26 protein-coding genes and 1 riboswitch are annotated in these 24,615 nt (G+C 71.4%); of the genes, 14 read left to right on the top strand and 12 right to left on the bottom strand.

Annotated elements, in window-relative coordinates:
• Positions 1 to 137: 137 nt before the first annotated feature.
• The 5 genes from GUY59_RS19675 to bldD all read left to right on the top strand — a co-directional run bounded on the left by GUY59_RS19675 (position 138) and on the right by bldD (position 5,422).
• Positions 138 to 1,382, top strand: coding sequence for an arginine deiminase (locus tag GUY59_RS19675; RefSeq protein WP_132341163.1), 1,245 nt, complete (start codon positions 138 to 140; stop codon positions 1,380 to 1,382).
• Between the two features lie 9 nt (positions 1,383 to 1,391).
• Positions 1,392 to 2,327 carry a carbamate kinase gene (gene arcC, locus GUY59_RS19670; RefSeq protein ID WP_138201424.1) on the top strand — a complete coding sequence of 312 codons (936 nt, stop codon included), beginning with the start codon at positions 1,392 to 1,394 and terminating at the stop codon, positions 2,325 to 2,327.
• Between the two features lie 10 nt (positions 2,328 to 2,337).
• On the top strand, positions 2,338 to 3,759 hold the full coding sequence (locus tag GUY59_RS19665; protein WP_138201425.1) for an amino acid permease: 1,422 nt from the start codon (positions 2,338 to 2,340) through the stop codon (positions 3,757 to 3,759).
• Positions 3,760 to 4,626: a universal stress protein gene (locus tag GUY59_RS19660; RefSeq protein WP_138201426.1), complete on the top strand. Its 867-nt coding sequence runs from the start codon at positions 3,760 to 3,762 to the stop codon at positions 4,624 to 4,626.
• 301 nt (positions 4,627 to 4,927) lie between these two features.
• The gene (gene bldD / locus GUY59_RS19655; RefSeq protein ID WP_026214021.1) at positions 4,928 to 5,422 is read left to right on the top strand and encodes a transcriptional regulator BldD; all 495 of its coding nucleotides are present in this window, start codon (positions 4,928 to 4,930) and stop codon (positions 5,420 to 5,422) included.
• Positions 5,423 to 5,863: 441 nt separating this feature from the next.
• On the opposite strand, the gene GUY59_RS19650 is transcribed toward bldD, so the two are convergent.
• From GUY59_RS19650 to GUY59_RS19640, 3 genes are all read right to left on the bottom strand, one after another.
• Positions 5,864 to 6,310: an SAV_6107 family HEPN domain-containing protein gene (locus GUY59_RS19650; RefSeq protein ID WP_138201427.1), complete on the bottom strand. Its 447-nt coding sequence runs from the start codon at positions 6,308 to 6,310 to the stop codon at positions 5,864 to 5,866.
• 532 nt (positions 6,311 to 6,842) lie between these two features.
• On the bottom strand, positions 6,843 to 7,034 hold the full coding sequence (locus tag GUY59_RS19645) for a ferredoxin (RefSeq protein WP_132341154.1): 192 nt from the start codon (positions 7,032 to 7,034) through the stop codon (positions 6,843 to 6,845).
• 6 nt (positions 7,035 to 7,040) lie between these two features.
• Positions 7,041 to 8,234, bottom strand: a complete 1,194-nt coding sequence (locus GUY59_RS19640) for a cytochrome P450 (protein WP_138201428.1) — start codon at positions 8,232 to 8,234, stop codon at positions 7,041 to 7,043.
• A gap of 96 nt (positions 8,235 to 8,330) precedes the next feature.
• Between GUY59_RS19640 and GUY59_RS19635 the strand changes: the two genes are divergently transcribed.
• On the top strand, positions 8,331 to 8,936 hold the full coding sequence (locus GUY59_RS19635) for a TetR/AcrR family transcriptional regulator (RefSeq protein ID WP_138201429.1): 606 nt from the start codon (positions 8,331 to 8,333) through the stop codon (positions 8,934 to 8,936).
• A 56-nt stretch (positions 8,937 to 8,992) separates the two neighbouring features.
• Positions 8,993 to 9,529, top strand: a complete 537-nt coding sequence (locus GUY59_RS19630; protein WP_138201430.1) for a hypothetical protein — start codon at positions 8,993 to 8,995, stop codon at positions 9,527 to 9,529.
• Between the two features lie 27 nt (positions 9,530 to 9,556).
• On the opposite strand, the gene GUY59_RS19625 is transcribed toward GUY59_RS19630, so the two are convergent.
• Positions 9,557 to 10,387 (bottom strand): L,D-transpeptidase family protein, encoded by an 831-nt coding sequence (locus GUY59_RS19625; RefSeq protein ID WP_138201431.1) that lies wholly within the window; start codon positions 10,385 to 10,387, stop codon positions 9,557 to 9,559.
• A 98-nt stretch (positions 10,388 to 10,485) separates the two neighbouring features.
• On the opposite strand from GUY59_RS19625, the gene GUY59_RS19620 reads away from it, so the two are divergent.
• Both GUY59_RS19620 and GUY59_RS19615 read left to right on the top strand, forming a co-directional pair.
• On the top strand, positions 10,486 to 10,962 hold the full coding sequence (locus tag GUY59_RS19620) for a YbaK/EbsC family protein (RefSeq protein ID WP_138201432.1): 477 nt from the start codon (positions 10,486 to 10,488) through the stop codon (positions 10,960 to 10,962).
• A 274-nt stretch (positions 10,963 to 11,236) separates the two neighbouring features.
• Entirely contained in the window at positions 11,237 to 11,545 is a 309-nt protein-coding gene (locus GUY59_RS19615) for a GNAT family N-acetyltransferase (protein WP_330849183.1), read from the top strand.
• A gap of 576 nt (positions 11,546 to 12,121) precedes the next feature.
• Here GUY59_RS19615 and metF read toward each other — a convergent pair.
• The gene (metF, locus tag GUY59_RS19610) at positions 12,122 to 13,042 is read right to left on the bottom strand and encodes a methylenetetrahydrofolate reductase [NAD(P)H] (RefSeq protein ID WP_138201434.1); all 921 of its coding nucleotides are present in this window, start codon (positions 13,040 to 13,042) and stop codon (positions 12,122 to 12,124) included.
• Between the two features lie 94 nt (positions 13,043 to 13,136).
• Here metF and GUY59_RS19605 point away from each other — a divergent pair, with 94 nt between their 5' ends.
• Positions 13,137 to 14,204, top strand: a complete 1,068-nt coding sequence (locus GUY59_RS19605) for a polyprenyl synthetase family protein (protein ID WP_138201435.1) — start codon at positions 13,137 to 13,139, stop codon at positions 14,202 to 14,204.
• A gap of 141 nt (positions 14,205 to 14,345) precedes the next feature.
• Here the strand turns inward: GUY59_RS19605 and thiE are convergent, their stop codons facing one another.
• The 3 genes from thiE to GUY59_RS19590 are packed head-to-tail and all read right to left on the bottom strand — an operon-like array spanning position 14,346 to position 16,530.
• Positions 14,346 to 14,984: a thiamine phosphate synthase gene (thiE, locus tag GUY59_RS19600; RefSeq protein ID WP_132337569.1), complete on the bottom strand. Its 639-nt coding sequence runs from the start codon at positions 14,982 to 14,984 to the stop codon at positions 14,346 to 14,348.
• The gene (locus GUY59_RS19595; protein WP_138201436.1) at positions 14,962 to 15,336 is read right to left on the bottom strand and encodes an Rv2175c family DNA-binding protein; all 375 of its coding nucleotides are present in this window, start codon (positions 15,334 to 15,336) and stop codon (positions 14,962 to 14,964) included. Before GUY59_RS19595 ends, thiE begins: the two co-directional genes overlap by 23 nt.
• A gap of 30 nt (positions 15,337 to 15,366) precedes the next feature.
• On the bottom strand, positions 15,367 to 16,530 hold the full coding sequence (locus tag GUY59_RS19590) for an NAD(P)/FAD-dependent oxidoreductase (protein WP_138201437.1): 1,164 nt from the start codon (positions 16,528 to 16,530) through the stop codon (positions 15,367 to 15,369).
• Between the two features lie 59 nt (positions 16,531 to 16,589).
• Positions 16,590 to 16,706, top strand: a riboswitch (TPP riboswitch).
• On the opposite strand from GUY59_RS19590, the gene thiO reads away from it, so the two are divergent.
• From thiO to pknB, 4 genes are all read left to right on the top strand, one after another.
• Entirely contained in the window at positions 16,675 to 17,832 is a 1,158-nt protein-coding gene (gene thiO, locus GUY59_RS19585; protein ID WP_161714617.1) for a glycine oxidase ThiO, read from the top strand. Its footprint overlaps the riboswitch before it by 32 nt.
• A 5-nt stretch (positions 17,833 to 17,837) precedes the next feature.
• Complete coding sequence (thiS, locus tag GUY59_RS19580) at positions 17,838 to 18,029, top strand: sulfur carrier protein ThiS (protein WP_442938996.1); 192 nt, start codon at positions 17,838 to 17,840, stop codon at positions 18,027 to 18,029.
• Positions 18,022 to 18,777, top strand: a complete 756-nt coding sequence (locus tag GUY59_RS19575; protein WP_132337579.1) for a thiazole synthase — start codon at positions 18,022 to 18,024, stop codon at positions 18,775 to 18,777. The genes thiS and GUY59_RS19575 overlap by 8 nt, the downstream gene beginning before the upstream one ends.
• Positions 18,778 to 19,116: 339 nt before the next feature.
• Positions 19,117 to 21,021, top strand: a complete 1,905-nt coding sequence (gene pknB, locus GUY59_RS19570) for a Stk1 family PASTA domain-containing Ser/Thr kinase (protein WP_252374961.1) — start codon at positions 19,117 to 19,119, stop codon at positions 21,019 to 21,021.
• Here pknB and GUY59_RS50775 read toward each other — a convergent pair.
• The 4 genes from GUY59_RS50775 to GUY59_RS19550 form a co-directional block, all read right to left on the bottom strand.
• The gene (locus tag GUY59_RS50775) at positions 20,961 to 21,929 is read right to left on the bottom strand and encodes a GNAT family N-acetyltransferase (RefSeq protein WP_138201440.1); all 969 of its coding nucleotides are present in this window, start codon (positions 21,927 to 21,929) and stop codon (positions 20,961 to 20,963) included. The genes pknB and GUY59_RS50775 overlap by 61 nt on opposite strands.
• Positions 21,930 to 21,965: 36 nt before the next feature.
• Positions 21,966 to 22,919, bottom strand: a complete 954-nt coding sequence (alc, locus tag GUY59_RS19560; RefSeq protein ID WP_138201441.1) for an allantoicase — start codon at positions 22,917 to 22,919, stop codon at positions 21,966 to 21,968.
• The gene (gene allB, locus GUY59_RS19555) at positions 22,920 to 24,227 is read right to left on the bottom strand and encodes an allantoinase AllB (RefSeq protein WP_138201442.1); all 1,308 of its coding nucleotides are present in this window, start codon (positions 24,225 to 24,227) and stop codon (positions 22,920 to 22,922) included.
• On the bottom strand, positions 24,224 to 24,615 hold a 392-nt coding region (locus GUY59_RS19550; RefSeq protein ID WP_138201443.1), incomplete at its 5' end, for a glycerate kinase. The genes GUY59_RS19550 and allB, both read right to left, overlap by 4 nt.

The following is a 24,615-nucleotide window of genomic DNA, read 5'->3' as shown; positions in this document are numbered from 1 at the left end:
CCCGGCCGCCCCCATACGCGCCCCGCGGCCGGGTAAATCTCCCGCCTTCCGCCGTGTCGCCCGTTCCCGCTCGGGCAGGTCAGGGAGGGCTTGCCGGGCGACCGTTCATGTCCGGCTTTTGGGGGGATAGAGCGAAGATGACCTTTCATGTCGATTCGGAGGTCGGGCGGCTGCGCCAGGTCCTCCTCCACAAGCCCGACCTGGCGCTCAAGAGGCTGACCCCCACCACCAAGGACGCGTTCCTCTTCGACGACGTGCTGTGGGTCCAGCGCGCGATGGAGGAGCACGAGGAGTTCCGGCAGGTGCTCACCGGCCGCGGCATCAAGGTGTACGAGCTGGCCGACCTGCTGCGCGAGACCGTCGACATCCCCGAGGCGCGCAAGCACATCCTCGACGCGGTCATCGACGAACGCTGGCTCGGCCCGGCCGCCATCGACGACATCCGCAACACCCTCGACGGCATGGACGCGGCCACGCTGCAGCTCTACCTGACGGGCGGCATCACCAAGGACGAGCTGATCGCCATGGGCTGCGACCCCAAGTCGGTCACCTTCCACACCACGCCCGGCGACGGCTTCATCCTGCCGCCGCTGCCCAACCACCTCTTCACCCGCGACACGTCCTGCTGGATCTACGACGGCGTGTCGATCAACGCCATGCGCAAGAAGGCCCGCATGCGCGAGACGGTCAACATGGAGGCCGTCTACATGTTCCACCCGACGTTCGCCGGCGGCTTCGACCGGCCCGGCCAGGGCGGCTACCACTGCTGGATGCCCGGCCAGGCGGTGGCGCCCGCCACCCTCGAAGGCGGCGACGTCCTCGTGATCGGCAACGGCGCGGTGCTGATCGGCATCAGCGAGCGCACCCGGGCGCAAGCGGTCGAGATGCTGGCGCAGCGGCTGTTCAGAGCCGGCTCGGCGCGCAGGATCGTGGCGCTCGACATGCCCAAGGCTCGGGCGGTCATGCACCTCGACACGGTGATGACGATGCTGGACGTGGGGGTGTTCAGCAAGTACGCGGGGCTCGGGATGTTGCGCTCGTACACGATCGAGCCCGGCGACACCCCCAAGGAGCTGAAGGTCACCGACCACCCGCCGGAGGACATGCACCGGGCCATCGCCCGCGCCCTCGACCTGGACGACATCAAGGTCCTGACCCCCACCCAGGACGTGTACGCCGCCGAGCGGGAGCAGTGGGACGACGGCTGCAACGGGCTGGCGCTGGAGCCCGGCGTGGTCGTCGCCTACGAGCGCAACACCACCACGAACAACTTCCTGCGCGACAACGGCATCGAAGTGATCACCATCAGGGGCAGCGAGCTCGGCCGGGGCCGGGGCGGGCCCCGCTGCATGAGCTGCCCGCTCGAGCGGGACTCGGTCTAGGAGGGCCTGATGCGGGTCATCGTCGCTCTGGGCGGCAACGCCGTGCTCGAACGCGGCCAGAAGGCCGACGCCGACGTACAACTCGCCAACGTGCGCACGGCCGTCAAGACGCTCGCCCGGCTGGCCGTCGATCACGAACTGGTCATCACCCACGGGAACGGGCCGCAGGTCGGCATGCTGGCGCTGGAGAGCGCCTCGGACCCCGGCCTGAGCAGGCCGTACCCGTTCGACACGCTCGTCGCGCAGACGCAGGGCATGATCGGCTACTGGATGCAGCAGACCCTGCAGAACGCGCTGCCCGGCCGGCAGGTCCTCTCCATGGTCACGCAGACGCTGGTGACGGCCGTCGACCCCGCCTTCGATCAGCCGGCCAAGTTCGTCGGCCAGGTCTACGACCAAGAGGAGGCCGAGAAGCTGGCCGCCGAGTACGGCTGGACCGTCGCGCAGGACGGCCCGCACTGGCGGCGCGTCGTGCCCTCCCCCACGCCGCGGCGCATCGTCGAGACCCGGCTGATCCGCAAGATGATCCGCGAGGGCGTGGTCGTCATCTGCGCGGGCGGCGGCGGCATCCCCGTCGTCCGCGACGAGTCCGGCCGGCTGATCGGCGTCGAGGCGGTCGTGGACAAGGACCTCACCGCCGCGCTGCTGGCCGAGTCGCTCGAATGCGACGCGTTCCTGATCCTCACCGACGTGCCCCGCGTGCTGCGCGGCTTCGGCACGCCGCAGGAGACGGAGATCGCCCACACCACGCCGCACGAGCTGCGGACCATGGAGTTTCCCGCCGGATCGATGGGGCCGAAGGTGGACGCCGTGTGCCGCTTCGTCGAGAACACCGGCGACATGGCCGCCATCGGGAAGCTTGACCAGGCCGAACGCATACTCGACGGCTCAGCGGGCACGATCGTCACACCCAACGGCAGGTGGCCGCTGACGAGCACGCTGTAGGGGGTGTCGGATGGCACTGGCCCAACGGCTCCTGCGTACCAAGCCGACCGAACGCATCGTCGCCGAGGGCGGACGGGGCGAGGGCGGTGAGCTGCGGCGCACGATGTCGCTGTGGCAGCTCACCCTGTTCAGCGTGGGCGCCACGCTCGGCACCGGCATCTTCGTGATCCTCGGGCAGGCGGTGCCCAAGGCGGGGCCCGCGGTGGTGGTGTCGTTCTTGCTGGCCGCCTTCACCGCGCTGCTCTCCGCCCTGTCGTACGCCGAGCTGGCCGGGACGATCCCGGTGTCCGGCTCGTCCTACTCGTACGCGTACGCGACGCTGGGCGAGCTGGTGGCCTGGATCTGCGGCTGGTGCCTGATGCTGGAGTACGCCGTGTCCGTGGCGGCGGTGTCCGTGGGCTGGGGCGAATATCTCAACTCGTTCCTGCGGTCGCTGGCCGGCTTCACCCTGCCCGACGCGATCACCCGCTCCCCCGGCCAGGACGGCGGCGTGGTCAACGTCACCGCGATCCTCATCGTGCTGCTGGCCACCTGGCTGCTGCTCCACGGGGCGTCGGAGAGCGCCAGGGCCAACGCCGTGTTCGTGCTGATCAAGATCGCGGTGCTGCTGTTCTTCTGCGCGGTGGCGTTCACCGCGTTCAGGTCGGGCAACCTCGCGCCCCTCGCCCCGATGGGGGTGGCCGGCATCACCGCCGCCGCCTCCCAGGTGTTCTTCTCGTACATCGGCTTCGACGCCGCCTCGACCGCCGGTGAGGAGGCCAAGAACCCCAAGCGCGACCTGCCCCTCGCCATCGTCTTCTCGCTGGCCATCGTCACGCTCGTCTACGTGCTCGTGGCCCTGGCCGCCGTCGGCGCGATGCCGTGGACGGAGTTCGACCCCGACAGCACCGAGGCCAGCCTGGCCTACATCGCCGACCTGGCCATGGGCGCCACCTGGCCCGGCCTGATCGTCTCCTTCGGCGCGGTCATCGCCATCGCCAGCGTCGTGCTCACCGTCATGTACGGCCAGACCCGCATCCTGTTCGCGATGTCGCGCGACGGGCTCATCCCGCGCGTGTTCCAGAAGGTCGACCCGCGCCGCCAGGTGCCCGTCGCCAACACCTTCATCGTCGCCCTGTTCATCTCGGTGCTGGCCGGGCTCGTACCGCTGGGGCAGCTCGCGGAGGCGACCAGCATCGGCACGCTGTTCGCCTTCGCCATCGTGAACGTCGGCGTGCTCGTGCTCCGCTACCGCAGCCCCGAGATACCGCGCAGCTTCCGCGTGCCGTTCTTCCCTGTCACGCCGGTGCTCGGAGCGATCTTCTGCCTGCTCGTCATGGCGGGGCTCGCGGGGGTCACCTGGCTGGCGTTCGCGCTGTGGATGCTGGTCGGCCTGGCCTGCTACTTCCTGTACGGCTATCGCCATTCGCGGCTGAATGCCGAGGTGGGCTGAATGAAGCTGGAGAACGTGCTGGCCGGGTACACGTCCGGGTCGCGGGCCAGGGACGGGCTCGCGCTGGCCGTCCTGCTCAAGAATCAGGCGGACGGGCGCCTGACGGTGGCGACCGTGCTGCCCCCCGTCTGGTCGCCGCCCGGACCCGCCAGGGCCGAGGAGACCGCCTGGCGCGCCTACCTCGCCGAGCAGGCGTCCGCGACGCTCGCGCAGGCCCGCGAGCTGGCGGGAGAGGACGCCGAGTACATCAAGCACACGCACAGGGGCAGCGGGCGCGGCCTGGTGGAGCTGGCCCGCAGGCGTGGCGTGGACGTCGTGGTGATCGGCTCGGCCCCGGGCGGCGGCAGGGGCCGCATCTCCCTGGGCAGCACGGCCGACCAGTTGCTGCACTCATCCTCCGTTCCCGTCCTGCTCGCTCCCCGCGGTTACGGCGAACGGCCGCCCGCGGCCTTCGCGCGCCTCACCGTCGCCTACCGCCGCGGCCCCGGCGGCGACGCGGCGGTCAAAGACGCGGCCAGGGCGGCCGCCAAGCTCGGCGTCGCCCTGCGGCTGGTCACGCTGGTGGTCAGCAGCGGCAGGCGGGCGCGGGTCGAGAAGGAGATGCTCGCACGCATGCGCGACCAGGCCGCGACCGACCTGCGGACGGCTGCGCGGGGACATCGGCGGAGGTTGTCCGTGGAGGCCGAGGTGCTGGAGGGCCGGAGTGTGGCCCAGGCGCTCGGCGCGACCTCGTGGCTCGCCGGCGAGATGATCATATGCGCTTCCAGTGCCACAGGGCCACTCAGACGGGTCTTCCTCGGCGACACGTCCATAAAGATCGTCAAGGCCTCGACATGTCCCGTCATGGTGCTCACCCGCCAGACGTGAGTGGGCACGCTCCCTCGTCAAACTATGACGAAGTACCGACATTACTGTGACATCAGGGACGTTTGTGGCGATTCCTAACGGACCGGATTCGGCATCTTTTTTCCAATCAGCTTGACCTGGGGCGTCCACCCCTTTACCGTCACTGTGCGTAACCGCACTGCGCGGCGTTACCGGGGTAAACCCCGGCCGTGGCTACCGATGGTGCCGAGCATGGCACCAGACCCCCCGGTGGCCGGGCCATACGCCGCAAGGGAGCACAATCTACTGAGAGCGATACATACGAGAGCCGGGGGGCCACACGATGCCGTCTGAATACGCAAAGTCGCTGGGTGCACGACTCCGCGCCATCCGCACCCAGCAGGGCCTGTCCCTGCATGGAGTCGAAGAGAAGTCGCGTGGCAGGTGGAAAGCCGTAGTCGTGGGCTCTTATGAGCGCGGCGACCGGGCTGTGACCGTGCAGAAACTTGCCGAACTTGCCGATTTCTACGGGGTGCCCGTCTCCGAGTTGCTGCCGGGCGGCGCCGCCCCCAGCCCGCTCGGGCCGACACCCAAGCTTGTGATCGACCTGGAGCGCCTGGCGACTCTGCCGAAGGAGAAGGCGGGCGCGCTGGCCCGTTACGCCGCGACGATCCAGAGCCAGCGTGGCGACTACAACGGCAAGGTGCTGTCGATCCGCCAGGAGGACCTGCGCTCCCTGGCCGTGATCTACGACAAGTCGCCCAGTGAGCTGACCGAGGAGCTCATCAGCTGGGGCGTTCTCGACGCCGAGGCTCGCCGGGCCGTCGAGTCGTTCTGAGATCGATTCCTCAGGGATTGCTCGTTTCGAGGTCACCCGTCCGAGGCATGTGGGCTCGCCGCACACCGGCGAGCCCATCGGCCTTCCCCCGGACCCCCGCTCCACCCGGCCGCACCCCGGCCCGCAACGGCAGTGCCGACCATGGGCGACCGCACCACGACAGCGCGGACGTGCAACGAATGCGGCCCCGGTATGCGGCATTCGCCCGCGGATGCGCCCGGCGGGAGCGGGAGACCTGGCCGAGTCGTACAGCCGGTAAGACGCGTCCACGCCTCTTCAATGCCGGCTGAGCCCTCCGGAGAAGCCCGGCTGTGAGGCCGGGCGAAGAAGCCGGCGAACCGGGCGGAGGTCGTGCGGACGCGGGCGCGAACCAGCACGGTGCGGCACTCGGAGGGACCGGTCGACGCCGCGACCGGGAAGCCGTGAGCCCCGAGTGAGGTGTCAGCCTGCCAGCGGGACGTCCGCGGGAAGCTGCGGCTGGCCGGGGAGGCCGAGCAGGTCTTCGATGGTGCAGACGAAGGTCTCCGCCTCGGCCAGGATCTCGTCGGCGTCGGCCGCGCTGATCTTGCGGACCATGCCGGCCTCGGCGGCGGCCCGCTTGGCGGCGCTGGCCGCGAAGTAGGCGGCCCACTCGGCCAGGTGGGGCTCAACCTCGGGGAGCAGCTCCCATGCGCTGCGCAGGCGCCGCCTGCGGCCCTCCGTGGGCCGTGGACGGGCAGCCAGGATCGCCGCTGCGGCCCTGAGAGCGGCGAGGTGGGCGGCCACATAGCGGGATGCCGGGGTGCGGGCGCCGCTCGCCTCCGCCAGGCAGGAACGTGAATCGGTCAGGTGTGCCCGAACCGCAGCCGACAGCCGGGGCCCGGGCGTTTCTCTAGGCCGTGGTGCCATCTTGCGCGCCTCCTTCGGAGTCGTGGGCAGGCAGCCGGCGTTCCGCCGGTGGAGTCAACATTCGCAGACGCCACCGACATTTCCGCCGGGCCGGCCGGACGAGGAGCTTCCCCTCTCCCCGTCCGGCCAGGACACGCCCGCTCGTCTCCGCCGACGACGAGGACGCGCCCTTCGCCCGTGGAGCCTGGCCGCAGGGATCGCTCGGGAAAGCGAGCCACCCGCGACCAGGCCCAGGTGACGCTGAGCCGCGAGCCTCACCGTCACTGGATCGAACATAATTTCGATCACCTTCGGTGTCAACCGAATCCACGAACACAGGTTCGATGACCATGGACGGAAAGGGCCCTGCGGCGCCGGACCCACACAGAACCCAACAAAGGACCCTCACAGGAGGACCCACACAGAAGGACCCGCCGCAAGGATCTCGTCAGAAAGGCCCGTACACGCAAGGCAGCCGCCGCCACGGACGGGCGCGGCGGCGGCTCAGGGCCGGAAAGGACGCCGAGACGGCCAGCAGGCCGTCAGAAGGCCGTCAGGAGGCGGAGATCGCTCCTGACGGGCAGAGGGTCACGGCGCGGCGCACGGCCTCCTCCTGGCCTTCGGGCGCCGTCTCACGCAACAGCACCACCGTGCCCTCGTCCTCGCTCTGGTCGAACACCTCCGGCAACGTCAGCGCACACATGCCGGCACCGATGCACACCGTGGTGTCTGCCTTGATCTTCATGATGACCTACCAAGTGACAGGGAGGCGGTGCACTCCATAGATGGTCATGTCCGAGCGCATCGGCACCTCCTCGGGCGTTACCGCCAAGCGTAGGCCAGGCAGGCGCCGCAGCAGCGCAGGGTAGGCGATGCGCATCTCCGCCCGGGCGAGCTGCTGGCCGAGGCACTGGTGGATGCCGTGGCCGAAAGCCAGGTGGCCCCCGGTCGGCCGGGCGAGGTCGAGGCGGTCGCCGTCGGGGAAGCGGGAGGGGTCGCGGTTGGCGACGGGCACGTGCACGCCGACCATCTCCCCCTCCTTGATGAGGTTGCCCGCGATCTCGACGTCCTCCGTCGCGACCCTGAACGGACCGAGGTGGATGATGGACAGGTAGCGCAGCAGCTCCTCGACGCCGTTGTCCACCACCGACGGGTCGTCGCGCATGGCGGCGAGCTGATCGGGGTTGGTGAGCAGTGCGTACGTCCCCAGCCCCAGCATGTTGGCGGTCGTCTCGTGACCGGCGACCAGCAGCAGGAACCCGACCCCCGTCAGCTCCTCGTCGTCCAGCTCCCCGCCCTCGATGAGCCCGCTCAGCAGGTCGTCGGCCGGCTCCTTGCGCTTGCGCTGGATGAGCCCGTGCAGGTAGGCCGTGACCCGGCCGAGCGCCGCTATCACGTCGTCGGCCTTGGTCTCCAGGTTGACCAGGAGCTTGGAGTCCTCCTGGAACTGGCCGCGGTCCTCGTACGGCACCCCGAGCAGTTCGCAGATCACCAGCGACGGGATCGGCAGCGCGAACGCCTCGACGAGGTCCACGGGCCCGCCGGCGGCCTCCATGTCGTCGAGGCAGGCGTTGGTGATCTCGTGGATCCTCGGCTCCAGGGCCTTCATCCTGCGCACGGTGAACTGGCCGGTCAGCAGCTTGCGGTAGCGCGTGTGCTCGGGCGGGTCCGTACGAAGAAAGAAGCCCCGCGGCACCCCCCGCCTGCTGCGCTCCTCGACCAGGTCGAGCCTGGAGGGGATCGGCGGGTGCATCTTCTCCGCCAGGTTGCTGAAGCCAGGGTGGGCCAGCACCGCGCGGGCCTCCGCGTAGCCGGTCACCAGCCAGCCGACATGGCCGTCGGCGTACGTCAGACGGTGCATCGAGGCCCGTTGCCGCAGCTCGGCGGCCTCGTCCGGCGGGTCGAACGGGCGCTGCCTCGTCATGGGCAGGGTGAGGTCGGACATGTCTCTGCTCCTTTCCGAGCGACTCGTCCAGAAAACATCATCCAATGCAAATATGCAACAAGTGAAAACTGTAATGGCATGCAGTATAGTTCCGGCATGGTGGGATTGCGGGAGCGCAAGAAGCAGCGCACGCGCCGGGCGCTGATCGAGTCCGCGCTTCGGTTGTTCGACGAGAAGGGCTTCGAGGAGACCACGCTGGCGGAGATCGCCGCGGGGGCCGACGTGTCGACGCGCACCTTCTTCAGCTACTTCGCGAGCAAGGAGGACGTGGTCTTCTACGACACGCACGAGCGCATGGAGCTCGTGCGGTCGTTGCTGGTCCGCGCGGATCCCGGGATGTCACCCGCCGACCTGCTGATCCGTGTCGTCGAAAACTCACTCGCCTGGTCGAGCGCGCAGGAGGAGCTCACCTTCGAGGACGCCGAGCTGCGGCTGCGGCTCATCCTGACGGAGCCGACGCTGCAGGCGCGGGCGCTGACGGTACTGTTCGACACCCAGCTCACAGTGGCGCAGGCGCTGCACGAGGCATACGCCGACGAGCTGAGCCTGATCGAGGCGTCCGCCGCGGTGGGCGCGCTGTTCGGGTCGGTGAAGCTGGCGGTGATCGCCAGCCTGGAGAGCAACCGGTCCCTGGAGCAGATCTGGGACACCGTGCGCCGGGCCACCGACGTCGCGCTGGCCGGGCTGCGCTCGCTCGGCTAGCATCTCGCTCGCGGATTCTGGGAGGCTGTCCCCGCCGAGGCGGAAGAGGAGAGCGCATGGCAGAAGGCGGCCGGCGGCGGCCCACCGAGCTGGTCCTGCTGGCGCTGGGGCCGGTCCTGGCGGCGGCGTACGCGGCCGTCAACCACACCGCCATCCGGGCGGGTGTGCGGGCGGAGGTCACCGGCCCCGGGTGGGAGGGCGACCCGCCCGCCGCCGGCGAGATGACGGCGCTGGGCACCGACCTCTGGCGGCTGACCTGGTGGATCGCCGCGTTCATGGGGGTCGTGGCGGTGGCCTACCTCGTCATGGGCGTGCTGCTGCGGCGGCGTGGCCGCGGCCGCACGCTGCTCATGGTGCTCTCGGGCGTCCTCATGGTTCCGTACGCGCTCGTGTTCTTCGCCGCGCTGTCGAACCCCGTGCACGTCCTGCCAGGCCTGTACGAGTCCCCCGACTTCGCGGCGGGGGTGCCGGGCTGGCAGGCGGCCACGCCGCTCATCGTGCTCGTGGCCGGACTGGCGCAGGCGGCGGGGATGACGATGGCGGCCTCGACCGGCCGGCGCGCGGCGCGGGCAGGCGCGGAGCCCGCCCGCTGAGCCGCCCGGCTCACGCGGGCGGAGAGATCACGCGCGCTTGAACTCGCCCCGCACGTGCACCGGCACACCCTTGCCGAGCATGTCGGGCAGCACCTCGGCGACGTTCATCGGCATGCGCACGCAGCCGTGCGAGGCCGGGTGGAGCGGCACGGACAGCGCCCCATGGAAGGCGATGCCGCCGTTGAAGAAGATCGGATTGTACAGCTCGCCCAGGTAGGACTTGTGCCACCCGCTCGCGCGCCACGTGGTCTTGTAGTTGCCGGTCGGCGTCGTGGCCGAGCCGCAGAAGCGCTGCCGCTTGCCCTGCCACACGGCTGTCTCGCAGTAGGCGATGCCGCTGCCGGACGACACGTGGGTGATGAGCTTGGCCTCACCCTTGACGTACATCACCATGACCTGCTTCGTCAGGTCGACCTCGGCACGGGTCGGCTTGCCGTTCCTGGCCAGCACCCGCGGGGCCTTCGGCGTCTCCAGCGCCTCCCAGGTGCGCCTGGCGACGGTGCTGGTCGGCCTGATGCCGTTGACCTTCTGGAACGCCCACACGGCGGCCAGCGTCGTGCCGCCGTACTTCCCGTCCGCCTTGCCGGGGCGGTAGCCCAGCTCGGTCAGGCGCTCCTGCATCCAGGTGACGGCCTTGCCTTTCGCGCCGAGCTTGAGCGTCTTGTGCGGCGCGGTGACCGTCGCGGCGGGCACGGCCGCCTGCGCGCCCCCCGTCGCAGGGGTCGTGGTGGTCGTCGCCGGCGTCAGCACTGGTGACGACGCGTGCGTACGTCGCGGCGCCTGCGTGCCGCATCCCGAGACGATGACGGCACCCGCCGTCAGGAGAGCAGCTACCCCGGGTAGCCGTCGAGCCCCCACCTGTACCACCTCTCACCCGAGTAACGAACAGATCAGTGGACCTTACACCACTCACCATGAATCGGTAATCAAGCCTTCATCCTGTTTAGAGTGTGTCCATGTCTGAGAAGTTGCCGGCCAATGCCGTCATTGTGGAATCAGCGCTTCGCGAACTCGGGGCGAGCGGCGAGATCGTCGTCCTGCCGGAGAAGGCCCCCACCGCCGCGACCGCCGCGGCGCAGGTCGGGTGCGAGGTCGGGGCCATCGCCAACAGCCTGATCTTCGAGGCCGACGGCGGACCGCTGCTGGTGCTGACGAGCGGCGCGCACCGGGTCGACGTCGAGCTGATCGCCCGCACGGCGGGCGTCTCCCGGGTACGCCGGGCGACGCCGGAGTTCGTCAGGGCCGCCACCGGCCAGCCCATCGGCGGCGTCGCGCCGGTCGGGCACCCGGCGCCCGTGCCGACGCTGGTGGACACCTGGCTGAGCAAGCACGAGGTGGTGTGGGCCGCCGGCGGGCACCCGCTGACCGTGTTCCCGACCACGTTCGACGAGTTGGTGCGCATCACCGGAGGCACCCCCGCGGACGTCGAGTAGTGTGCGACGGGTGATCGAGTTTCGCGGGGTCGGTCCCGCCGGGTTCACCGAACGGCTGGAGACGGTGATCTCCATCTACACGGCCGCGATGAACCCGCCCGCGGACCAGATCGCCGGCCGTAAGACCATCATGCGAAATCATGGGACATATCCCTATTTTCGGTGTTATTTCGCTGAATTGCGTGATTCATCCCCACAGCTACCCACTTCGGAACCCCAAATCGTGGGCTTCGCCTACGGATTCCGGGGCGTGCCGGGGCAATGGTGGCATGACGTGGTTCTCCGGGCGCTGCAGGACGAGCTGGGCCCGGAGGCCGCCAACGCATGGCTGGGCTTCGCGTTCGAGCTGGCCGAGATCCACGTCCACCCCGACTACCAGGGCAAGGGCATCGGCCGCGCCATGATCAGGACCCTGTGCGCGGGCCGTCCCGAACGCTCGGCTGTCCTGTCCACCCACGACCAGCCGACGGCCGCCCGCCACCTCTACGCGAGCATGGGCTTCACCGACCTGCTGACGAAGTTCGTCTTCCCCGGCGGCTACGAGGAGTACGCGATCGCGGGGCGGCCCCTACCCCTCCCCTGAAGCTCCGCACAACCGCCCGTCGCGGCTCCGCGGTCCCCGGTGCGGAAAAATCCTTGATGACAACGTGACCTGTGGGTTTACCGCGCATGGCCCCGGGCATCATTCATGACAGAAAGTAACCGATCCTTTACTCAACGGCTACCGCCCGCGCCCGTCACCCGCCCGGTCCCCCTGCGGGCGGGTGGCGGGCCATTCCCATGGCCGCCAGCCGGCCGGCCCACGCCTCGAACCACGTGTCCGGCCAGGATCGCGCCGTGACGGCGGCCCGCCCCGTGCGGGTCAGCGGGCGTCTCCCTGGAGGCCGCCGGCCCCGGGTCGGCGGGTGGCGTGCCGCCGGCTGTGCCGTAACGGATGGGCGCCGTACATACGGTGAAGCCGCGTGAGGCGAACAACCCCCACGCGCCCCCCGTTGGACGGACAGCCGGGACGCACCACCACGCCAGACGCAGGGCCGAGACGTGGCTCGCGCCGCGTCAGACGGACAGCCGAGACGCAGCACCGCGTCGAGCGGACCGATGCATCGCAGACTGGCGCAGCGCAGCACCGCGCCAGAACGCACAAACCAGACGTGGCGCGTCAGGCGGACAGGCGCATCCCGGACAGGCGCTGGAACACCTCGCGCGTGGCGCTGGAACGGTTGAAGGTGATGAAGTGGATGCCCGGCGCCCCCTCCTCGAGCAGCCGCTGGCACAGCTCGGCCCCGTGCTCGATGCCGAGCCGCCGCACCGCGGCGGGGTCGTCCTTGACCGCCTCGAAGCGCGCGGCCAGGCGGGGCGGGAACGGCGCCCCCGACAACTGCTCCGAGCGGGCGATCGTGCTCATCTGCGTCACCGGCATGATGCACGGGATGATCGGCGTGTCACACCCCTTGGCCGCCACCCGGTCGCGCAGCCGCAGGTAGTCGTCGGCCTCGAAGAACATCTGCGTGATGGCGTAGTCGGCACCCGCCCGGCACTTGCGGACGAAATAGTCGGTGTCGGACTCGATGGACGGCGAGCGCGGATGTTTGTAGGGGAACGCGGCCACGCCGACGCAGAAGTCACCCGCCTGCCTGATCAGCCGCACCAGGTCTTCCGCGTAGTGCACGCCCTCGGGATGCGGCACCCACTCGGCCGTCGGGTCGCCCGGAGGATCGCCGCGCACGGCAAGGATGTTGCGCACCCCGGCGTCGGCAAAGCGCCCCACGAGGTGGCGCAGTTCCCGGACGGAGTGGTTGACCGCCGTGAAGTGCGCCACGGGGGTCAGCGTCGTGGCGCGCGCGACGCGCTCCACGATGTCGACCGTACGGTCGCGCGTGGATCCGCCTGCGCCGTAGGTCACCGACACGAACGTGGGCCGCAACGACTCGAGCTCCCTGATCGCCCGCCACAACAACCGCTCTCCCTCGTCGGTCTTCGGCGGGAAGAACTCGAAGGAGAACGACCGCCCGCCACCGGCGAGCATGTCGCGGACGGTGGGGACGCGTTCGGGGAAGAAGGAATGTCGACCAAGCGCCATGGTCACCAGGCTACAGTGACCGCGGCGCGGACCAGCAGCCCGAAGGGGCACCTGGAGATCCGTACGCCCGCTTCCGGCCACTAGTCTCAATGCCATGACCACTGACGCCGCCCGCATGGACGTCCTGCGCCCGCAGGTGGAGCGCTCCCTCGCAGAGTTCGTCGGACGCAAGTTGCCGGCCGGGGGCGAAACCGCCTTCGCGCCGCTGCGCAGGGCCGCCGACGAGCTGCTGTCCGGAGGCAAGCGGCTGCGCCCGGCGTTCTGCTACTGGGGCTGGTTCGGCGCGGGCGGCAGCGACGTCCCCGAGATCTTCACCGCCGCCGCCTCGCTGGAGCTGCTGCAGGCCAGCGCGCTCGTGCACGACGACGTGATGGACAAGAGCGACATGCGCAGGGGCATGCCGGCCGCGCACCGCCGCTTCGAGGCCATGCACGAGCAGTCCCGCTGGCACGGGTCGGCGCAGCAGTTCGGCGAAGGGGCGGCGATCCTGCTCGGCAACCTGCTGCTCATCTGGTCGGGCGAGATGTGGCGCACGAGCGGCATGCCGGCCGCGTCCCTGGAGGCGGCCCAGCCCGTGCACGACCACATGCGCACCGAACTCATGTGCGGCCAGTACCTCGACCTGCTGGAGCAGGCCAACGGGGAGAACACGTTCGAGTCGGCGCTGCGGGTGGCGCTGTTCAAGAGCGGCAAATACTCGGTGGAGCAGCCGCTTCGGCTCGGGCTGGTGCTCGCCGGTGGCAAGCGAGCGCCGTGGATGGACGAGCTGTGCACCGGATACGGCACTCGCGTGGGGATCGCCTTCCAGCTCAGGGACGACATCCTCGGGGTGTTCGGCGACCCGGCGCAGACGGGCAAGCCGGCGGGAGACGACCTGCGCGAGGGCAAGCGGACGATGCTCGTGGCCCGCACCCTGGCGGCGGCGTCCCCGGCGGACGCGCAGACCGTCCGGCGGCTGCTCGGCGACCCCGATCTGGACGAGGCCGGGGTCGCGACGCTGCGGGGCATCATCACCGACACCGGGGCGTTGCGGGAGTGCGAGGACCTGATCGGCGACTACCTGAGCCAGGCGCTGTCCGCCCTCAACGAGTCCCCGGTGACGGCCGAGGCCCGCTCCGCCCTGACCGAGCTGGCCATCGCGGCCACGTCGCGCAAGACCTGAGACGGCCCGGATCGGTCTCGCCGCCCGTTCCCGCCGCCGGAGCGGCGTGCCCGCAGCCCAGTCGCGCCGCATCCGCCGCACGCGGAGCCGCCGGAGGGAGGCGCCCGGGTGGGGCGCCTCCGTACGGCGGGAACGGGCCGGTCAGGCGGCAGCCAGGCGTTTGGCGAACTCGGCCGCCGCCGCCCCCGGATCGTCCGCGTCGGTGATGGCGCGTACGACGACCACCCGGCTCACCCCGTACGACATGATCTCGTCCAGGTTGGCGAGGTCGATGCCGCCGATCCCGAACCACGGCCGCGAGGTGCCGAGCGCCGCCGCGTGCCGCAGCAGCGGCGGGCCGGGCGCCGGGCGGCCGGGTTTGGTCGGGGTGGGCCGGATGGGGCCGCAGCAGAAGTAGTCGACGCCCTGGTCCACGGCCGCGGCGGACGCCTCGGCAGCGGAGTGGGTGGACCGTCCGATGACGATGTCGTCGCCGAGTATCTCTCGCGCGACCGTCAAGGGAAGGTCGTCCTGCCCCAGGTGGAGCACGTCGGGGCGGGCGGCGTAGGCGATGTCCGCCCGGTCGTTGACGGCCAGCAGTTTGCCGTGACGGTCGCAGGCGTCGCGGAAGACTTCGAGGAGCGCGAGTTCTTCGCGGGCCTCCAAGCCCTTCTCTCGCAGCTGGATGATGTCCACGCCGCCGGCCAGCACGGAGTCGAGGAACTCTGCCAGGTCGCCGCGGTCGCGGCGGCCGTCGGTGCAGAGATAGAGGCGGGCCTCAGAAAGCGAGGGCTTGGGCACGCCGCTTGACCTCTGTGTGACGGCCGGCCCGGATCGCCTCGATGGGCGACCCCGGCAGGGACTCGTCCGGAGTGAAGAGCCAGCGCAGCGACTCGACGTCGTCGTAGCCGGCGTCCTGCAACACGGTCAGCGTGCCGGGCAGGCCCTTCATCACGTCTTTTCCGTCGAGGAACACCGCGGGCACCTGTGGCCCGCCACTGCCCCTGCGTACGCCGAGCAGTTTGTGGTCCTTGAGGAGTTGCTTGGCCCGCCCCAGCGGAAGGTCGAGGCGTGAGGCCACTTCGGGGAGAGTGAGCCACTCGTTCACGAGCTGGTCGGTCTCCCGGTCGATCTGTGCAACAGAAAGTGTCACGAAACCACAACTACCACATGGCGTGCTTGCTCAAACAACACAATCTCGTAGGGACACTTCGGGATCTACCAGGCGTTTGGCGTCGAGGCGTTGGCCGGAGGCGATGATTCTGCGCCCCTGGACCAGATCTCGGGGCCGATCGACGGCCAGCACGGCGGCGAGGGCGTCGTCGGCGGTGAGCCAGACGGCCGACCACTTACCCTCGGTGTCGCCGCGGTAGAGGAGGCGTTCGCCGGCCGGGTGATGACCGGCGTACTGCACCATGTGCCCGAACTGCTCCGACCAGAAGTACGGCACGGGATCGTAGACGGCGTCCTCGCCGAGCAGGGTCGCGGCGGCGACCTCCGGTGCGTTGAGCGCGGAGTCCCAGTGTTCGACGCGGAGCCGGGTCTGCCAGCGGCGCGACCACCAGGCGGCACAGTCGCCGACGGCGACGACGCCGGGCAGGGAGGCGCGCAGGCGCTCGTCGGTGACGACGCCGTTGTGCAGGTCGATGTCGGCGTCGGCGAGCCACTCGACGGCGGGGCGCACGCCGATGCCGGTGACGACCACGTGGGCGTCGACGAACGCGCCGCCCACCAGCCGCACGCCGCCCTCGTCGACGGAGTCGACCATGGCCCCGAGCCGAAGGTCGATGCCGTCGTACCACCGCTCGGTGCGCGCCCCGAGCTCGGCCCCGACTGCGGTGGCGAGCGGCGCGGGACCGGCCTCGACCACCGTCACCTCGCACCCGGCCCGGCGCGCGGCGGTGGCCACCTCGGCGCCGATCCACCCGGCGCCGATGATCGCGACGCGGGCGCCGGGGACGAGCATCGCCCTGACCTCGTGGGCGTCGTCGAGGGTGCGCAGCACGTGCTGAGGGCCGTCGCCGGGGAGCCTGATCGGGTCGGCTCCGGTGGCGATGACCAGGCCGTCGTAGCCCAACTCGCCCTCCGTCGTCTCCACGACCCCCGCGCGCAGCGACTTGGCGCTGACGCCCGGCCGGAAGTCGACGCCGAGCGCGGCCAGGTCGGTGCCGATGTAGCTGTCGTCGGCCTCCCCGGACAACACGGCCTTGGACAGGGGCGGGCGGTCGTAGGGGCGATGGCGTTCCCTGCCGACCATGGTGACGCGGCCGGTGAAGCCCCGCGAGCGCAGCGCCTCCACGGTCCGCAGACCGGCCAGGCCTGCTCCGACGACGACGACGTGGTTCACGTTGATGACCATAACGGGGGCCGTGCCGCGGCGTGACACCGAGGCCGTAGGCTGGTGGGGGAAAGACGCGCGGGAGTCCGGCCGTTACCGGGCTGAGAGGAAGGCTTGACCGGGCCTTCGACCGCAAGACACCTGATCCGGGTCATGCCGGCGAAGGGAGCGCATGTGGACGTGATCGTAGGCGGAGGGATCGTCGGGCTGTCGATCGCCTGGCGGCTGGCCCGCTCCGGGCGGCCGGTCACGGTGGCCGACCCGGCGCCCGCCTCCGGGGCGTCGCACGCGGCCGCGGGGATGCTGGCCCCGGTCAGCGAGGTGACCTACACCGAGGCGCCGCTGCTGCGGCTGGGGCTGACGGCGCTGCGCCGCTGGCCGTCCTTCGCCGCCGAGCTGGCCGTGGACGCCGGGCTCGCGGGGGCGGACGCGCTCGACTTCCGTACTGACGGCACGCTGGACGTCGCGTTCGGCGCCGACGACCTGGCGGCGCTGGACGAGCTGGCCGCGTTCATGGAAAAGCTGGACCTCCCGGTCGAACGCCTGACCGGGCGCGAGTGCCGGCGTCTGGAGCCCATGCTGGCCCCCGCCGTGCGCGGCGGCCTGCTGGCCCCCGGTGACGCCTGGGTGGATCCGCGCCGCGTGACGGCGGCCCTGCTCGCCGCCCTCGACCGGCGGGGCGTCCCGCTGGTGAGGGCGCGCGTGAGCGAGCTCCTGCGCGACGACGGCAAGGTCACAGGGGTACGCCTTACGCCACCGGACGTCCAGGCCCCCGGCGTGGCCGATGGGGGCGTGCCGCGGGAGGTGCGGGCAGAGCGGGTGATCCTGGCGGCCGGGGCGTGGAGCGCCGCGCTGGCCGGGGTGCCGGTGCGGCCGGTGAAGGGGCAGATCCTGCGGTTGCGCTCCTCGCAGCCCCTGCTCGGCCGGTGCGTACGCGGCACCGTGCACGGCTCGTCCGTCTACCTGGTCCCCAGGGGCGACGGCGAGCTGGTCGTCGGCGCCACCCAGGAGGAGCTGGGGTTCGACACCAGGGTGACGGCGGGCGGGCTCTACGAGCTGCTGCGCGACGCCAGGGAGCTGGTGCCGGGCGTCACCGAGCTGGAGGTCGCCGACGTGGTGGCCGGGTTGCGGCCGGGGACTCCGGACAACCTGCCCGCCATCGGCCCGAGCGGCACACCCGGGCTCACGCTGGCGACCGGGCACCATCGGGGCGGCGTACTGCTGGCCCCGTTGACGACGGCCATCCTGCTGGGTGAAGAGGGCGAGCTGGCGGCGCTGTGCTCGCCAGAGAGGTTTCGGGATATTTCATGATTGTGATGATCAACGGGGCCGCGCACGAGGTGACCGACGGCACGACCGTGGCGCAGGCCGTGAGCACGCTGACCGCGTCCACCACCGGCGTGGCCGTGGCCGTGAACGACGAGGTGGTCACGCGCAGCGCCTGGGAGACGACGGCGCTCAGCGACAGCGACCGCGTAGAGGTCCTGACGGCGGTGCAAGGTGGATGATCTGATCATAGCCGGGGAGAAGTTCTCCTCCCGGCTCATCATGGGCACCGGCGGCGCCCCCTCGCTCGAGGTGCTCGACCAGGCGCTGGCCGCGTCGGGCACCGAGCTGACCACGGTCGCCATGCGGCGGCTCGACCCGGAGGCCCGCGGCTCCGTGCTCGACGTACTGCGCAGGCGGGACATCAGGGTGCTGCCCAACACCGCCGGCTGCTTCACCGCGGGCGACGCCGTGCTGACGGCGCGGCTGGCCAGGGAGGCGCTCGGCACGCCCTGGGTCAAGCTGGAGGTCATCGCCGACGAGCGGACATTGCTGCCCGACCCCATCGAGACGTTCGACGCGGCCGAGCGGCTGGTGGCCGACGGGTTCGTGGTGCTGCCGTACATCGGCGACGATCCGGCGCTGGCGCGGCGCCTGGAGCAGGCGGGCTGCGCGGCCGTCATGCCGCTGGGCGCGCCGATCGGGTCCGGGCTGGGCATCCGCAACCCGCACAACATCGAACTGATCGTGGAGGCCGCGTCCGTGCCGGTCATCCTCGACGCGGGCATCGGCACGGCCAGCGACGCGGCACTGGCGATGGAGCTCGGCTGCGACGCCGTCCTTCTGGCCACGGCGGTCACCCGGGCGCAGCGGCCCGACCTCATGGCGGCGGCCATGAGGGACGCCGTGGCGGCCGGGCGCCTGGCTCGCCAGGCGGGGCGCATCCCCCGGCGCCGCTACGCCGAAGCGTCGTCCCCGATGACCCCGTAACGCTCCACACCCGCCGGGCGGGCCACCCACTGCGCCCGCCAGGCTGCGCATCCGGACGAGACCCGACCGCCGCGATCGCCACGTGGTCTGGGCGGGGTGGCGCGACACGCCCGGACCGCTCCTGAGAAAGGGTGGCGGGCCGCTCCGGCACGTACCGGCGCGGTGCCGGGCGCCGTACAGGCCCGTGGGCAAGGGCGCGCGGCCGGGAGACAGGGGCGTGACGCGGGTGAGGCTATGTCCGCTTCCCCCGGGAACGGGGACGGGCTAACGAGAACGTCTCCGCATCGGTTTCGGGCGGTCGGGCCCTGTCAGTGGCAAAACGCCCGTAAACTCAGCGGGGTGGACACGACGACTGCGGACCCCCTGGTCGGGCGGCTCCTCGATGGGCGCTATCGCATCGAGAGCCGGATCGCCCGGGGCGGTATGGCGACCGTCTACCTCGCGCTGGACATCCGGCTCGACCGGACGGTGGCGCTGAAGGTCATGCACCGCTCACTTGCCGAGGACCCGGCGTTCGTCCGGAGGTTCATCGGCGAGGCCAAGTCGGTGGCCAGTCTCTCGCACCCCAACATAGTGCACGTTTTCGACCAGGGCACCGACACCGACGTGGTCTACCTGTCGATGGAACACGTGCCCGGCCGGACGCTGCGCGACATCCTGCGCGACCGCGGCAGGCTGCCGGCCCGCGAGGCGCTCGAGATCATGATTCCGGTGCTGGCCGCACTCGGCGCCGCCCACCAGGCGGGCCTGGTCCACCGCGACGTGAAGCCCGAGAACGTGCTCATGACCGACGACGGCCGGGTCAAGGTCGTCGACTTCGGCCTGGCCAGAGCCATCGAGGCGACCAACCAGACCCGCACCGGCGTGATGATCGGCACGATCGGCTACATGTCGCCCGAGCAGGTCACCACGGGCGGGGCCGACGTGCGCAGCGACGTCTACGCCGCCGGCATCATGCTGTTCGAGCTGGTGACCGGGCAGCAGCCCTACGACGGCGAGACGCCGATGTCGGTGGCCTACCGGCACGTCCATGACACCGTGCCCGCGCCGTCGTCGTTCGTCCATGACGTGCCGCCGCTGATCGACACGCTGGTGGCCCACGCGACGGCCCGCGAGCCGGCCGACCGTCCCGCCGACGCCACCGCGATGCTGGTGGCGGCCGTCGACGCGCACCGGATGTTGCCGCGGTTGAGCAGCCCGCCCACGGGTGGGCCGGTGCCGTCTCACTCCCACCGGCAGGGCTCCGGCTCCGCCGCGGGCTCGCGCCCGCAGCCCGCTCCCGCCCACACGCTGATACAGCCGCGGACGGAGGTGACTCAGGGGCGCGGGTTCCGGCCCAACTGGTTCCTGGTGACGCTGGCCGCCGTGATGGCGGTGGCGGTCGGGCTGACCGGCTGGTACTTCTCCCAGCCCGACCCGGTCATCGTTCCCGACCTGGTCGGCAAGGACATGGCGATCGCCGAGAAGGACGCCGCCGCGCTCGGCCTCGTGGTCCGCAAGGGCGACGGCAGACACGACGAGAAGGTGGCCGCCGGCCTCGTCCTGCGCACCGACCCGGCGGCCAAGAGCGAGCTGGAGAACGGCGGCACGATCACACTGGTGCCCTCGCTCGGGCCCAAGCGCGTCATCGTGCCCAACGTGGCGGGCATGACCGAGAACGACGCCCGCGTGGCGCTCGCCGACGCGGACCTGACCGTCGACTCGGTCAAGCGCCTGGCCAACCAGGAGGTCGAGCGCGACAAGGTGATCCGCACCTCGCCGCAGGTCGGCGAGAAGGTGAAGCAGGGCACCAAGATCGACATCTTCGTCAGCGCCGGGCTGGTCATGCCCGACGTGGGCGGCATGCCGAAGGACCAGGCCGCCGGCCATCTCAGCGGTCAGGGCTTCCAGGTTGAGGTCAACGAGGTGGACGACGACGCCGAGCCGTGCACGGTCATCGCCCAGGAGCCCAAGGCGAAGACGGAGGTCGACAACGGCGCGCGCGTCATGATCACGGTGTCGCGGTGCCAGACGGACTTCTGGGACTGGTTCGGCGACCGCGACGGCGGGGACCGCGACGACCGGCATCTCCGCGTCGTGCCAGGGGTGCTCGGCAAGGAACTCGGCGACGCCAGGTCCGAGTTACAGGCCCTGGGCTTCCAGGTGCGGGTGCAGCGGCTGGTCAACGCCGGCGTGGTGAAATATCAGCGGCCCCTGCCCAACAGCGAACGCCCGTCGGGCAGCATGGTCTTCCTCTGGCAGTGATCGTCCCGCACCTCCCACCGCCCCCACGTCGTGACGAGCGGCCGGTATCCCTGGCGGGACCAGAACGGCACTGACAGCGGGTTGTGGGCCACATAGTGCACCAGCACGGTCTCGACGCCGGCCGCCGCCACCGTGGCGTGGGCGTGGCCGGCCAGTGCGGCGCCGATGCCGCGGCCCCGGCTGCCCGGGCGCGCGTACAAAGACCCCACGTACGCCACGGGCGACGCCTCCACGGCGGGCGCGATCGACCTCGCGTGGTCAGGGTGGTGGACCGAGAGCATGCCGGCGACCTCGCCGTCCTGCTCGGCCAGCCAGCACCAGCCGTCACCACGGGCGAGTTTCTCCTCCAGCTCGGCCCTCGCGGCGGCGGGCGTCGAGGGCAGCACCGAGATCCAGCCGAACTGCGCCTCGTAGGCGATCAGGTCGAGGTAGAGCCGGCACATGGTGTCCAGGTCGTCCGCCACGGCAGGGCGGACGGAGGCGGACGGTCGGCTCGCGGCGGGGCCGGAGGAGGAGACGCGGACGGCTGGGCCGGAGGGGGAGACGCGGACGGCGAGCACGGAACGCGGCGCGAACCCCCGCCTGGCCAGCGCCGCGACGGGCGCGGTGTCGCGGCTCGGCCAGTTCGCCACGAGCCCGGATCCCGGCTCGGCGTCGAGAGCCGAGATCCAGCGGTCGAGGAGGTGGCCGAGCGCGCCGGCCGGGTCGTCACCCGCGACCGCGGCCCGGAGGGTGTGAATGACCGGCGGGCCCCAGTGCACCGACCGGGCGCCCGGGACCGCCGTGGCGGTCGAGGGCGCGCCGACGGCGTTCCCGGTCTCGATCAGGTCGTCGCCGAGCTCCGCGACGGCGGCGAGGGGGTCGGCGGCCCGCACCCGGGCGCGATGGCGATCGATCACGTCGTTCACCGTTCGCACCCTACGTGCGCCGCGGGTCGCGTGCGGTCAGGCCAGGTGGCCGTGGAGGCGGACCCTGGCCAGGCCGCCGTCCGGGTAGATGTCGACCCTGACGTGGGTGACGGGGCCGGGGTGGCGCAGCCTGAAGCGGTGCGGGGTGTCGGGCTGGAGCCTGGTCCTGGGCAGCAGTTCGACCTCGTGCCCGCCGTCGATCCCGGTCAGCGCGACCGCGCCGGGCGCGTTGTGGAGCAGGTTCGTGGTGTCGATCTCGGCCAGTTCGACGACGCCGCGGCCGGCCAGCCGGATCACCAGCCAGTCGTTGCCGCCGTCTCTGCGGCGCGCGGTCTCCCAGCCCTCCGCCTGGTGACGGGCCAGGCCGGGCGCGATGACGTTGTTGGGGGCGGAGTAGAAGGCGTCGGAGCAGCCGGTGACGAGAGCGCCGTTCGCCAGGGCGGCCAGGTCGAGGCCGAGGCCGTCGTAGACGGACAGGTCGGGGCGGGCCTCGCCGTGCACGCGCAGGCGGGCGACGCCGCCGTCGGGATGGATGTTGAGGCGGACGTGGGTGTAGCGCGCCTGGTCGGCGACCTGGAAGTGGTGCTCGGCGTCGCCCGTCAGCCCGGCCTTGGGGACGATCTCGGTCCACGGGGCGGCGAGCAGCTCGGCCGGTGACGGATGGCCGTCGACGCAGGCGGCGTCGACGGAGGCGTACGGCGGGTAGTTGCCCGTGAACCAGGCCGTATCGATCACCACGGCGCGGATCACGCCGGGCACGCCCAGCCGGACGACGGCCCAGTCGTGTCCGGGCTCGCGCCTGCGCCGGGTCTCCCAGCCGTCGTACACCTGCCCCTTGCTGCCGAAGATCCCCGCCTGGAAGCCCGGCCTGCCCGGCCTGATGAGGCTCTCCTTCTCGGCGAACGACTCGTCGCTCGCCGCCACCACGGAGCCGCCGAGCGTGCGCAGGGCGAGGTCGGGCAGGGACGGAGTGCCGGAGGAGTGTGACATTTACGGTCCTTCCAGCAGGAGCCGTCCGCAGGGTTCGCCGTCCACCGGCCTGCCGCGCAGCCAGGTGGTCAGTACGGCGCCCTTGAGCGTGCGGCCGTGGTAGGCGGTGACGGGGTTCCTGTGGTGGAGGGCGGCGGCGTCGACCGGACTGGAGGCGGCCGTGTCGAACGCCACCAGGTCGGCGTCATTGCCCGGTTCTATCCCGCCCTTTCCGGATATGCCGGCCAGGGCGGCGGGGTTGGCCGACATCCAGCGGGCCACGTCCGCCAGCCCGTACCCCCTACGCGACGCCTCCGTCCAGACCGCGCGCAACCCGAGCTGGAGCGAGGCGACGCCGCCCCAGGCGGCGGCGAAGTCGGGCACCTTCAGCGCGGCCGGCGACGGCGAGTGGTCGGACACGACGCAGCTCAGCACGCCCCTCCCCAGGCCGTCCCAGAGCAGGTCGCGGTTGGCCTCCGGCCGGATGGGCGGGCAGCACTTGTACGCCGTCTCCCCCTCGGGCACCTCCTCGGCGGCCAGCGTCAGGTAGTGCGGGCAGGTCTCCGCCGTGACGGCCACGCCCCGGGCCCGGGCCTGCTCCAGGACGTCGAGGCAGGAGGCGCTGGAGACGTGCAGGACGTGCACCCTCGCCCCTGTCTCCCCGGCCAGCCGGACGACCTGCTCGACCGCGCTGCGCTCGGCCTGCTCCGGCCGCGAGTCGAGGAACTCCCGGTAGGTCGGCCCGGACGGCTCACCGAGCAGCGCCGGGTCCTCGGCGTGCACCACCATCACCCCGCCGAGACCCGCGATCTCCTCCAGCGCCTGCCGCGCCTCGGAGAGGCCGAGCGGCGGGAACTCCTCCACGCCCGACGGCGACATGAAGCACTTGAAGCCGCACACCCCGCGCTCCAGCAGCGGCGCCAGCTCCTTGACGTTGCCCGGCACGGCACCGCCCCAGAACGCGACGTCCACCTGGCACTGGCCGGCGGCGACACGGAGCTTGGCCTCGAGGGCCGCGACGTCGACGGTGGGCGGGAGCGAGTTGAGCGGCATGTCGACGATCGTGGTGACGCCTCCGGCGGCGGCCGCCAGGGTCGCCGAGGCGAACCCCTCCCAGTGCGCCCGTCCCGGCTCGTTGACGTGCACGTGCGTGTCGACCAGGCCGGGGAGCAGGGCCAGGTCGCGCAGGTCGACGTCCTCGGCGGCGTCGAGGGGCGCCGCGTGGTCGTACAGGGCGGCGATCTTCTCCCCGCGCACGGCCACCGCCGCGGGCCGCACGCCCTCGGGTGTGACGGTCCTGCGCGATCGTACGACGAGGTCGAAGCTCATTCGGCACCTCCTCGGAGCCCGCGGTCGGCGGCCAGCCGGGCGGCGAGGCGTTCGAGCAGCGGGCCCGCCTCGGCCATGCAGCGGGTCTCGTCGGGCTCCAGATCGGTCAGGGCGTAGGCGGTCTCGATGCCCGCCGCCTTCAGTTCGGCGTCGGAGAGGGTACGGCGGCCGCAGACGGCCACGACGGGCACCCGGGCTTCGGCGGCGGCCTGGGCCACGCCGATCGGCGCCTTGCCCCGCAGCGACTGCTCGTCCAGCGACCCCTCGCCCGTGATCACCAGCCGCGCGTCGCGCGCCAGTTCGCCGAACCCGAGCAGGCCGAGCAGGTAGTCGATGCCGGGCCGCGACTCGGCGTGCAGGAACGCCAGCGCGGCGAAGCCCACCCCGC

The sequence above is a fragment of the Nonomuraea sp. K271 genome, from assembly GCF_009908215.1.
Lineage (GTDB): Bacteria > Actinomycetota > Actinomycetes > Streptosporangiales > Streptosporangiaceae > Nonomuraea > Nonomuraea longispora.
The sequence above is the reverse complement of the archived record's forward strand: the minus strand, read 5'-3'. Positions and strand labels throughout refer to the sequence as shown.